We start from the raw sequence: 10,415 nt of genomic DNA on the forward strand, positions 1-10,415 counted from the left end.
GGGCGACCGTGCAGGGTTATAACGACGATCTTCGTCTCGCGCATGTCATGGCGGACGCCGCCGATGACCTGACCATGCGGCGCTTCAAGGCGGTCGACCTCAAGGTCGAGACCAAGCCCGATCTCACGCCGGTCAGCGACGCCGACCGGGCGGTGGAGGAGAACATCCGGGGCACGCTGCGCCGGGCCAGGCCGCGCGACGCGGTCGTCGGCGAGGAGTTCGGCGAGACCGGACGGGGCGCCCGTTCGTGGATCGTCGACCCCATCGACGGCACCAAGAACTACGTGCGCGGCGTCCCCGTGTGGGCCACGCTGATCGCCCTCATGGAGTACGGCAAGGTCGTCGTCGGCCTGGTGTCGGCTCCCGCGCTCGGCAAGCGCTGGTGGGCGGCCTCCGGCGGCGGCGCGTGGACCGGCAAGAGCCTCACGAAGGCCACCCGCATGCGCGTGTCGTCGGTGTCGTCCCTGGAGGACGCCTCGTTCTCGTACTCGAGCCTCGGGGGCTGGGAGAAGGCCGGCAAGCTGGACAACTTCCTCGACCTGACCCGCTCCTGCTGGCGGACCCGCGCGTACGGCGACTTCTGGTCGCACATGATGGTCGCCGAGGGCGCGGCCGAGTTGTCGGCCGAGCCGGAGCTGTCCCCGTGGGACATGGCGGCCCTCACCGTGATCGTCGAGGAGGCCGGCGGCGTCTGGACCGACGTCGCCGGCGTGCGGGGCCTCGAGGGCGGCAGCCTGGTCTGCACGAACGGCGTCCTGCACGACGAGGTGATCAACCGCCTCAACGGCACCTCCATCATGGGCTAGGCGCGCGGCCCTGCCTTCGCCATGATGTCGGCCGCGGCGGCGGCCAGCTCGCTTTCGTCGGTGATGGTCACGTTGCCCTCGTACGTCACCCCGGCGGGCGGGTCATCGTGCCCGAGCGGGTCGGCGTCCCAGATGTTGCCCCGGTAGACGACGTTCTCCAGCGGCGGCGCGACGTGCAGCACGGCGGTGTTGTCGGCCCGCAGCACGACGTTCTCCTCGACGGTGACCCAGCTGGCGCCGTAGTCGGTGTAGAGCGCGAAGTTGTACGGCGTGACCGTGTCGGTGATCACGTTGCCCCGCACCACCGCCCCGTCGGCGTCCGATGCGCCCTGTGCCCCCGACAGGTAGACGCCGCCCCCGTCGGCCAGCGCCTGCATGGTGCCGGCGGTGCGGTTGCACAGGATGCGGGTGCCCCGGCCAGGACCGGCGACGATGCCGCAGTGGGGCACGTCGGCGATCTCGTTGTGGGCGACGACGCAGTCGTGCGTGCCGGTCACGGCGATGCCCGGCGATCCGCTGTACTCCAGCCCCACCTCCCGCACCCGGTTGTCCTCGATCGTGGCCCGCCGGCTGCCCGACACCACGATCGCCCCGGCGGACAGCGTGTCGAAGCCGCAGCCGCGTACGGTGAGGTCCGCGCCGCCCGTCACGCCCAGCGCCGAGGCCCCGAGCCGGGTGAACCGGCAGCCCTCGACGACCACCCCGGACGTGTCCTCGAACGTCACACAGGCCGGAATCGTGACGGAACTCGCGGGATACGTCACGAATGCGTCGTCGCCCAGCATCGCCCGTTCGACGGCGCCGCCCTCGTAGAAACCGCTGCCGTGGTAGTGCGGGAACCCTTCGGGGCGTCCCGGCCGCAACCAGGTGGCGTCGGAGAACACGAGCCCGCTGAACGTCACGTCCCGCGCCCCCACGACCCTGACCAGCGTCTCCAGGACCGGCGCCACCACGACCGTCCGTTCTGGGTCCTCGCCCGGCCGCGGCAGGTACCGCAGCACATGGTCACCAGGGCGGGACCGGTCGAGCACGAAGGTGCCCGGCTCGGTGAGGAAGCCGGCGTCGTTCTCGATCCTGGTCGGCAGGCCGGGGCCGCGCGACGACACGCCCTGCCAGCTGGAGTCGTACAGCTTCATGGCCAGCTCGAAGCCCGGCCCGGCCATGGTGATCACCGTCTCGCCGTCCTGCTCCGCGACGGAGCCCACCGGCAGGCGGGCCTCCGTCCACGGGTAGACGCCGCGGTGGACGAACTCGACGTCACCAGGGCTGTGCCAGCCGAGCGGGACGTCGGTGACGTACCCGGTCGGGGTCTGGACCGGCGTGCCAGGCAGGCCGTCGCGGGACGCGCGGGACACCCGGCGGCCGTCGACCGTGAGCTGGCGGGTCTCCAGGTCGCCCACCTCGGCGGCCCAGACGCCGTCCTGCTCCCGCCATCCGGTGATCCGCCGGCCGCCGCTGATCACGGCCTCCTCGCCGCCGTACGCGCGGTAGACCGTGCCGGAGTCGGCCTCGGTGAGCTCCAAGGGCCGGTCGAGGACGTGCACACCGCCCCTCAGATGGACGACGACGCCGCCGGTGGCCGCGCGGGCGGCGGACCGGGCGCGTTCGAGCGTGGCGAACGGACGCTCGACCGAGCCCGGCCAGGAGTCGTCCCCCGAGACCGCGACATGGAGCTGAAGCATGCTGAGCCCTCCTGTTTATTGGGTAAACTGATTCGTACACCATAAACAAGAGAGGCGCCAATGACGCAGGACAGAGCCGCGGACCCCGACGACGTGGTCGAGCTGCTGTGGCGCGAACGCGAGCCCCGGCCGGGCCTCACCCTCGACCGGATCGTCCGCACCGCCATCGATCTCGCCGACGCGGAGGGGCTGGAGGGCCTGTCCATGCGCAAGGTGGCCGACCGCCTCGGCTTCACCACCATGTCCCTCTACCGCCACGTCCCCAGCCGCACCCACCTGATAGACCTCATGCGCGACGAGGTCCTGACCCCCCGCCACGCCGAGAACCCCGACCACCCTCACCACCTCCAAGACCCCGAGGGACGCACGGGCGGTGACTGGCGCGCCCGTCTGGAGGAGGTCGCCCGTGAGGGCTGGGAGCTGCGCCGGCGGCACCCGTGGCTGGCCGAGATCCGCGGCACCCGCCACGTCCCTGGCCCCAACGCGGTCGCCCGCTACGACGAGCTGCTCGCCGCACTGACCGGCACCGCGCTGCGCCCCTCCGAGGTCATCGCCGCCGCGAACCTGATCGGCCGCTTCCTCGACGCCGAGGCCCTGCTCCTCGTCGAGACCAGGAGTGAGGAGCGCCGCAGCGGCGTGTCGGAGGAGGAGTGGTGGGGCGCCCGCGACTCCCTGTACGAGCGCCTCGACCGCTACCCGGCGCTCACCCACCTGTGGGAGTCGGGCGGCTGGGACACCCCGGAGGACTCCTTCGAGTTCGGCCTCGCCCGCCTCCTCGACGGCATCGAGGCCCTCGTCCGCCGTCGTGACGAAATCCGTGACGAAACTTGCCGGGAATGCGGCGCACCGATCACCCCCGCCGACTCCGGCCGCCCCCGCGTCTACTGCTCCCGGGCGTGCCGCCAGCGCGCGTACCGAAAGCGGGCCACCTAGAGCGCCGACACCCGCCGCACCGCGTCCATCAGACTGTCGCGGTACCCACCACCGAAGAGCACCACGTGCACGAGCAGCGGATGCAGCTGGTGCAGCGGCACCCGCTCCCGCCACCCTTCCGCGAGCGGAAACGCCTCCCGGTACGCCCCCAGCACCCGGTCGAGGTACGGCAGCCCGAACAGGGCGAGCATCGCGAGGTCGGTCTCCCGGTGCCCGCCGTGGGCGGCGGGATCGATCAGCACGCCCGACCCGCCCGACCACAGCACGTTCCCGCTCCACAGGTCACCGTGGATCCGCGCCGGCGGCTCCGCGGGCCCCGCGACCTCAGCGATCCGATCCACCGCCCGCTCGACCAGCACGACGTCCGACGCGGGCAGCCGCGCCATCCGCAGGAACGGCAGCACCCGGCGCGCGGCGTAGAACGTGGGCCAGTCGTCGACCGGCGCGTTGTCCATCGGCAACGTCGCGATGAACCCCGGCCACGGCGCCCCGAAGCCCGGCGCGCCCGCCCGGTGCAGCCGCGCCAGCGCCCGCCCGAACGTCTCCGCGGCCGCCGGCGTGGGCGGCTCCTCGCACACCCAGGACAGCACGAGCCGGTCCCGCCCCACCTCGACGACCTCGGGAACGTCCACGACCTCCCCCAGCCAGCGCAGCCCGGCAGCCTCGGAGGCGAAGGCATCCGAGGCCGCGCCGGTCTTCACGAAGACCTCGCGCCCGTCGTCCAGCACGCCCCGCCGCAGCCGCCGGCCGTGGGACCCGCCGAGGTCCTCAGCCGATCTCATCGGCGATGTGCTTGGCCACGCCCTCCGCGGCCGCCTCGACCAGCGCGAGCACCTCCTCGAACCCCTCCAGGCCCCCGTAGTACGGGTCGGGCACCTCCGCGCCCTCGGGGGCGGCCGGGTCGAAGGAGCGGAACAGCTCCACCTCCACCTCCTCCGACGTGAGGCGGCGCAGCGTCGCGACGTTGTCACGATCCATGGCCAGGACCAGGTCGTAGCGGTCGAACCAGTCGCGGGTGAACTGCCGAGCCCGGTGGACGGACCCGTCGTAGCCGTGCTGGGCGAGGATCCGCAGGGCCCGTTCATCCATGGGGTCGCCCGCGTGCCAGCCGCCCGTACCCGCGCTCTCCACGGTGACGCGGTCGCCCAGCCCGCGGTCCTCGAGCGTCTTCCTGAGGACGACCTCGGCCATCGGCGACCGGCAGATGTTGCCCATGCACACTACGCAAACGCGATAAGTCATAACACCCATCATGAGGGTGACCTGGTGCGTTCACCGAACGTTCACCCGTGGCAGGGGCTCCGAGTCACCTTCGGCCCATAGCTTCATGGCGACTAAGGACCAAGTGGGAGGAACCCAACCGTGAAGTATGCAGGCCGGCTCGCCGCCGTCGCCCTCGTCGGCGCGCTCTCGCTCGCTGCGTGCGGCACAGACAACAACACCGAGGCGGGCGCCGGCACGACGGCCGCCGCCTCCGCGGGCACCGACGCGGGCCTGAGCGGCACCATCAACGCCGCCGGCTCCTCGGCCCAGGCCAACGCGATCACCGAGTGGACGAAGAACTTCACGGCCACGAACCCCGGTGTCACCCTGAACTACCAGCCCAGCGGCTCGGGCGCGGGTGTGCAGTCGTTCATCCAGGGCACCATCGCCTTCGCCGGTTCCGACTCGGCGCTGAAGCCGGAAGAGGCCCCCCAGGCCGACGAGCGCTGCAAGACCGGCAAGGCCATCAACATCCCGATGGTGACCGGCCCCGTCGCGGTGGTCTACAACCTGCCCGGCGTCGACGGCCTCAACCTGTCCCCCAAGACGCTGGCCGGCATCTTCAACAGCCAGATCACCAAGTGGGACGACGCCGCCATCAAGGCCGAGAACCCCGACGCCCAGCTGCCCTCCACCCCGATCCAGGCGTTCCACCGCTCGGACGAGTCGGGCACCAGCGACAACTTCACCAAGTTCCTCAAGGCCACCGCCGCTGACGGCTGGCCGTACGAGCCGGCCAAGGCCTGGCCCGCCGAGGCCAAGGGCCAGGGCTCCAAGGGCTCCGACGGCATCGCCTCCTCGGTGAAGGACACGGAGGGCGCCATCAGCTACGTCGAGCTCTCGTACGCCGAGAACTCCCAGCTGCAGAAGGCCAAGGTCGCCAACGGCTCCGGCGAGTTCGTCGAGCTCACCCCGGAGAGCGCGGCCAAGACCGTCGGCACCGCCGAGATCAAGGGCACCGGCAACGACCTCGCCCTGTCGATCGACTACAACACCAAGACCGCGGGCGCGTACCCGATCGTCCTGGTGACCTACGAGATCACCTGCGAGCAGGGCCTGCCGGCCGAGGAGTCGAAGCTCGTCAAGAGCTTCCTCACCTACACCGCCAGCGACGAGGGCCAGGCGGCGCTGACCGAGCTGGGCTACGCCCCGCTCGCCGGCGACCTCCTCACCAAGGTCCGCGCCTCTGTCGAGGCCATCTCCTAAGACCCCATGACGACGACACACGTTCGTACCCGTCGAGGCGGGCCGGCCAGGCGCCGGTCCGCCTCGCGGCGCAGCCGCGGTGAAGCGCCCTTCCGCTTCCTGTCCACGGCGGCGGGCGTCCTCCTGCTGGCGATCATGGCGGCCATCGCCGTGTTCCTCATCAGCGAGGCCATCCCCGCCCTGCGGGCCAACCAGGCCAACTTCTTCACGGAGCTGACCTGGAACCCCAACAGCGAGAAGTCCTTCGGCATCGCCGCTCTCGCTTTCGGCACCGTCCTCAGTTCGGCGCTCGCGCTGCTCATCGCCACGCCGATCGCCGTCGGTGTGGCGCTGTTCATCTCCCACTACGCGCCCCGCCGGCTCGCCGCCCCGCTCGGCTACCTCGTCGACCTGCTCGCCGCCGTCCCCAGCGTCGTCTACGGCCTGTGGGGCGTGACGTTCCTCGTGCCGCTGCTGCGCACCCCGTCGCAGTGGCTGAACGAGACGTTCGGCTGGTTCCCCCTGTTCGGCGGCGAGGGCATCATCGGCGGCAAGACGATGATCGCCGGCGCCGTCGTCCTGGCCATCATGATCCTGCCGATCATCGCGGCCATCGCGCGCGAGGTCTTTCTCCAGGCCCCGCGGATGAACGAGGAGGCGGCCCTCGCCCTGGGCGCCACCCGCTGGGAGATGATCAGGATGGCCGTGCTGCCGTTCGGCCGGCCCGGCATCGTCAGCGCCGCGATGCTCGGACTCGGCCGCGCCATGGGCGAGACCATCGCCGTCGCCCTGATCTTCCCGGCGACCTTCGACATCACCATCCAGATTCTCACCCCGCACGCCAACAGCATCGCCGCGAACATCGCCAACGGCTTCGGCGAGGCCAACGACATCGGCCGGGGCGCCCTGATCGCCTCCGGCCTGGTGCTGTTCGTCATCACGCTGCTGGTCAACATGGCCGCGCGCATGGTGATCAACCGCCGTAAGGAGCACGCGAGGGCCGGCGCATGACGACCATCCAACACATCTCCACCAGCCGGCGCATCAAGGACCGGGTCGTCCAAGGCCTGGTCTATCTTGCGTTCCTCCTGGCTGTCGTACCGCTCGTCTCCGTGCTGTGGCTCGTCATCAGCAACGGCCTGGGCCGTTTCGACCTGGAGTTCCTTACCCACTCCATGAACGGCATCGGCGCCAGGGACGCCGGCGGCGGCGCCTACCACGCGATCATCGGCACGCTGGAGCAGGTGCTGCTGGCGGGCGTCATCTCGGTCCCGATCGGCCTGCTCACCGCGATCTACCTGGTCGAGTACGGCAACAAGGGCCGGCTGAGCCGGGCCATCAGCTTCTTCGTCGACGTCATGACCGGCATCCCCTCCGTGGTCGCCGGTCTGTTCGTTTTCGCGTTCTGGATCCTCTTCCTCGGCCTCGACTTCTCCGGCTGGGCGGGCGCTCTCGCGCTGTCCATCCTGATGATGCCGACCGTCGTCCGGTCCGCGGAGGAGATGCTCCGGCTCGTTCCCAACGACCTGCGCGAGGCCTCGTACGCGCTGGGCGTGGCCAAGTGGCGCACGATCGTCAAGGTCGTGCTGCCGACGGCGTTCACCGGCATCATCACCGGCGTCATGCTGGCCGTCGCCCGCGTCGCCGGCGAGACCGCTCCCCTGCTGATGACGGTGTTCTTCACCAACTCCATCAACACCGACCCGTTCAGCGGGCCGCAGATGGGGCTTCCCCTCTTCGTCTTCGACCAGGCGGCGCGTCCCAACGACACCGCCGTCGACCGGGCGTGGACCGGAGCCCTCACCCTGATCCTGATCGTCATGCTGCTCAACCTGGTGGCGCGCCTGATCGCGCGGTGGCGCTCGCCCGCCAGGGGCCGATAGGGGGTAATCACCACAATGTCCAAGCAGATCCAGGTCTCGGGACTGGACGCGTACTACGGGTCGCACAAGGCGATCGAGGACGTGTCGATGACCATCGAGCCCCGCTCGATCACCGCCTTCATCGGCCCGTCGGGCTGCGGCAAGTCGACGTTCCTGCGCACGCTCAACCGCATGCACGAGGTGATCCCCGGCGCGCGGGTCGACGGCAAGGTGCTGCTCGACGGCGAGGACCTCTACGCTCCCACCGTGGAGCCCGTCTCCGTCCGCCGGATGATCGGCATGGTCTTCCAGCGCCCCAACCCGTTCCCCACGATGTCGATCTACGAGAACGTCGCCGCCGGCCTGCGCCTCAACGGCCGCGTCAGCAAGTCCACGATGGACGGCATCGTCGAGGAGTCGCTGAAGGGCGCCAACCTCTGGAACGAGGTCAAGGACCGCCTCAACAAGCCCGGCGCGGGCCTGTCAGGCGGTCAGCAGCAGCGGCTCTGCATCGCCCGGGCCATCGCGGTCAGGCCGCAGGTCCTGCTCATGGACGAGCCCTGCTCGGCCCTCGACCCGATCTCGACGCTGGCCATCGAGGACCTCATGGCCAAGCTCAAGGACGAGTTCACGATCGTCATCGTGACCCACAACATGCAGCAGGCCGCCCGCGTCAGCGACCGTACGGCCTTCTTCAACCTGGCCGCGCAGGGCAAACCCGGCAAGGTCATCGAGATGGACGAGACGTCCCGCATGTTCACTAATCCATCCCAGAAAGCCACCGAGGATTACATCACCGGGCGCTTCGGCTGATGACCCACCTGCAGGTGACATCCACGATGAACGGGGACACGAGGACCAAGCCCATCCTGCTCATCGCCGACCCCGACCGCGCCATCGTGCAGGAGCTGGCCACCGCCCTCGAACAGGAGGGCGTGGCCGTCTCCGGCGCCTCCGACGGCGCCCAGGGGCTGCTGCAGGCCGGCGCCCTGCAGCCGGACGTCGTGCTCGTCTCGGCCACCCTGCCGGTCATCGACGCGGTGGAGTTCGTCCGTGCCGTACGGCTGGCGCGCCCCGTACCCGTCCTGATCGGTGTCGGCGAGGGACACGCCGAGCAGGCCGTACGCGCGCTCGGCGCGGGCGCCGCCGCCTGCGTGGCACGCCCCTACCGCGTGCCCGAGCTGTTGCCGTTCGTCCAGGCGGCCTCGCCAGAGTCGCGCAAGCTCCTGACCGTCGGCGGCGTGGAGCTCGACGTCAACGCCTACCAGGTACGCGTGGACGGCCAGGCCGTGCACCTGCCGCTGCGCGAGTTCGAGCTCCTGCAGTACCTGATGCGCAACGCCGACCGCACGGTCACCCGCGAACAGATCATGCGCCACGTCTGGCACGCGGCCGCGAACACCTCGACCAACACGATCGCGGTGCACGTCAAGCGCCTGCGCGCCCGCCTGGGCGACGAGGACGACCAGCTCATCCAGACCGTCCGCGGAGTCGGCTACCGCCTCGTCACCCCCACGAGTTCCGCCAGATCCGCCTAACCCCCGACTACACCACCCCCGTCGCGCTCCTCACCTGGTGCACTCCCAAGGACCGCGACGGCGTAGTCACCCCCACAGCCCGGAGCTCATACCGGACCACGGCACAACCCACCGACGACACCTCCAACCGTCACACCCCCCAGGACTCCCCACGCTGCTGGACCGCGGCAACGCAGCCACACCCACCAACCCCGACCAGACCCACCCCGGACCACAGCCACGCCGCACGACCCACGTCTCACCACGGCCCGCGCCGAACCACCGCCACGCGGCACGACCCACGCTCACCACGGCCCGCGCCGGACCATGACGCACGCTCACCACTGCCCAGCGCTGGGACGGCCCGAACGAGCCGGCCGTTCGTCACACCCTCATCCGGACAGCCGGCACCGCCGACACCCCGGCCCTGACCCCGTGGCCGGCGATGGGTGACGGGCGCTCCCAACGACGCTGACCGCAGCAACTGTGTCCCTCAATCTCAACTCCCGGACGCAGCCGCCCACCCGCTGCAAGCTGCCCTCCGAGCTCCACCCGTGCCTGAGCCGCACCTAACCGCCCCACAGGCTTCCTGGCTCCTGACAGCACCTGATCGCCCACAGGCATCCTGACTCCTGGCAGCACAAGCCCGCACAGAGGCTCGCCTGCACTCCGAAGCGCGCGCTTCAGCCCGAACACCCGGCCCGCCACGGCACCCCGTCCACGCCACCGCAGTCGGCCAGCAGCACGACGGCCCGTACCCGACCATCAACCCCACCGCAGTCGGCCAGCAGCGCGATGGCCCGCACCCGACGATCAACCCCGCTAGAGAGTGTCTGACAAACGATCTACATGCACTGTTGAATGTCGGTCGTGGTGCGACGTGGTGAGCTGACGGACAAGGCGTGGGCACGTATCGAGCCGCTGCTGCCGGCGATGGACGGCCGGGGCCGTCCTTGGCGTGATCACCGGCAGGTGATCGACGGCATTTTGTGGCGGTTGCGGACCGGCGCGCCGTGGCGGGACATTCCCGAGCGGTACGGGCCCTGGCAGACCTGCTACGAGCGGTTCAAACGCTGGGAACAGGACGGCACCTGGGCGCGGCTGCTGGAGGAGATGCAGGTCAAGGACGACTCGATCGGCCAGGTCGAGTTCACCGTCAGCATCGAC

General features: G+C 70.4%; 12 protein-coding genes. 8 read left to right on the forward strand and 4 right to left on the reverse strand.

What is annotated here, in order from left to right:
* Positions 1-8: 8 nt before the first annotated feature.
* Positions 9-806 (forward strand): histidinol-phosphatase, encoded by a 798-nt coding sequence (gene hisN / locus BLR04_RS33450; protein ID WP_090772894.1) that lies wholly within the window; start codon positions 9-11, stop codon positions 804-806.
* Here the strand turns inward: hisN and BLR04_RS33455 are convergent.
* On the reverse strand, positions 803-2,488 hold the full coding sequence (locus tag BLR04_RS33455) for a right-handed parallel beta-helix repeat-containing protein (RefSeq protein WP_090772896.1): 1,686 nt from the start codon (positions 2,486-2,488) through the stop codon (positions 803-805). The two genes, hisN and BLR04_RS33455, sit on opposite strands and share 4 nt — an antisense overlap.
* Positions 2,489-2,548: 60 nt before the next feature.
* On the opposite strand from BLR04_RS33455, the gene BLR04_RS33460 reads away from it, so the two are divergent.
* Positions 2,549-3,421 carry a TetR/AcrR family transcriptional regulator gene (locus BLR04_RS33460; RefSeq protein ID WP_090772898.1) on the forward strand — a complete coding sequence of 291 codons (873 nt, stop codon included), beginning with the start codon at positions 2,549-2,551 and terminating at the stop codon, positions 3,419-3,421.
* Here the strand turns inward: BLR04_RS33460 and BLR04_RS33465 are convergent.
* On the reverse strand, positions 3,418-4,203 hold the full coding sequence (locus BLR04_RS33465; RefSeq protein WP_090772900.1) for a fructosamine kinase family protein: 786 nt from the start codon (positions 4,201-4,203) through the stop codon (positions 3,418-3,420). The two genes, BLR04_RS33460 and BLR04_RS33465, sit on opposite strands and share 4 nt — an antisense overlap.
* Positions 4,190-4,636, reverse strand: coding sequence for a low molecular weight protein-tyrosine-phosphatase (locus BLR04_RS33470; RefSeq protein WP_218129264.1), 447 nt, complete (start codon positions 4,634-4,636; stop codon positions 4,190-4,192). The genes BLR04_RS33465 and BLR04_RS33470 overlap by 14 nt, the downstream gene beginning before the upstream one ends.
* Positions 4,637-4,783: 147 nt before the next feature.
* Between BLR04_RS33470 and pstS the strand changes: the two genes are divergently transcribed.
* The 5 genes from pstS to BLR04_RS33495 are packed head-to-tail and all read left to right on the forward strand — an operon-like array spanning position 4,784 to position 9,269.
* On the forward strand, positions 4,784-5,890 hold the full coding sequence (pstS, locus tag BLR04_RS33475; protein WP_090772904.1) for a phosphate ABC transporter substrate-binding protein PstS: 1,107 nt from the start codon (positions 4,784-4,786) through the stop codon (positions 5,888-5,890).
* 6 nt (positions 5,891-5,896) lie between these two features.
* The gene (pstC, locus tag BLR04_RS33480; RefSeq protein WP_090772906.1) at positions 5,897-6,880 is read left to right on the forward strand and encodes a phosphate ABC transporter permease subunit PstC; all 984 of its coding nucleotides are present in this window, start codon (positions 5,897-5,899) and stop codon (positions 6,878-6,880) included.
* Positions 6,877-7,752 carry a phosphate ABC transporter permease PstA gene (gene pstA, locus BLR04_RS33485; protein WP_090772908.1) on the forward strand — a complete coding sequence of 292 codons (876 nt, stop codon included), beginning with the start codon at positions 6,877-6,879 and terminating at the stop codon, positions 7,750-7,752. Before pstC ends, pstA begins: the two co-directional genes overlap by 4 nt.
* A 15-nt stretch (positions 7,753-7,767) precedes the next feature.
* Positions 7,768-8,544, forward strand: a complete 777-nt coding sequence (gene pstB / locus BLR04_RS33490; protein WP_090772910.1) for a phosphate ABC transporter ATP-binding protein PstB — start codon at positions 7,768-7,770, stop codon at positions 8,542-8,544.
* Between the two features lie 26 nt (positions 8,545-8,570).
* Positions 8,571-9,269 (forward strand): response regulator transcription factor, encoded by a 699-nt coding sequence (locus BLR04_RS33495; protein ID WP_245740816.1) that lies wholly within the window; start codon positions 8,571-8,573, stop codon positions 9,267-9,269.
* Positions 9,270-9,931: 662 nt separating this feature from the next.
* Here the strand turns inward: BLR04_RS33495 and BLR04_RS42500 are convergent.
* A complete protein-coding gene (locus BLR04_RS42500; RefSeq protein ID WP_281191774.1) occupies positions 9,932-10,054 on the reverse strand; it encodes a hypothetical protein in 123 nt (40 codons plus the stop codon).
* 64 nt (positions 10,055-10,118) lie between these two features.
* Here BLR04_RS42500 and BLR04_RS33500 point away from each other — a divergent pair.
* Positions 10,119-10,415: IS5 family transposase (locus BLR04_RS33500; protein ID WP_143022195.1), on the forward strand; the 297-nt coding region annotated here is incomplete at its 3' end.

The sequence above is a fragment of the Nonomuraea maritima genome, assembly GCF_900100395.1.
In the GTDB taxonomy this organism is placed as follows: domain Bacteria; phylum Actinomycetota; class Actinomycetes; order Streptosporangiales; family Streptosporangiaceae; genus Nonomuraea; species Nonomuraea maritima.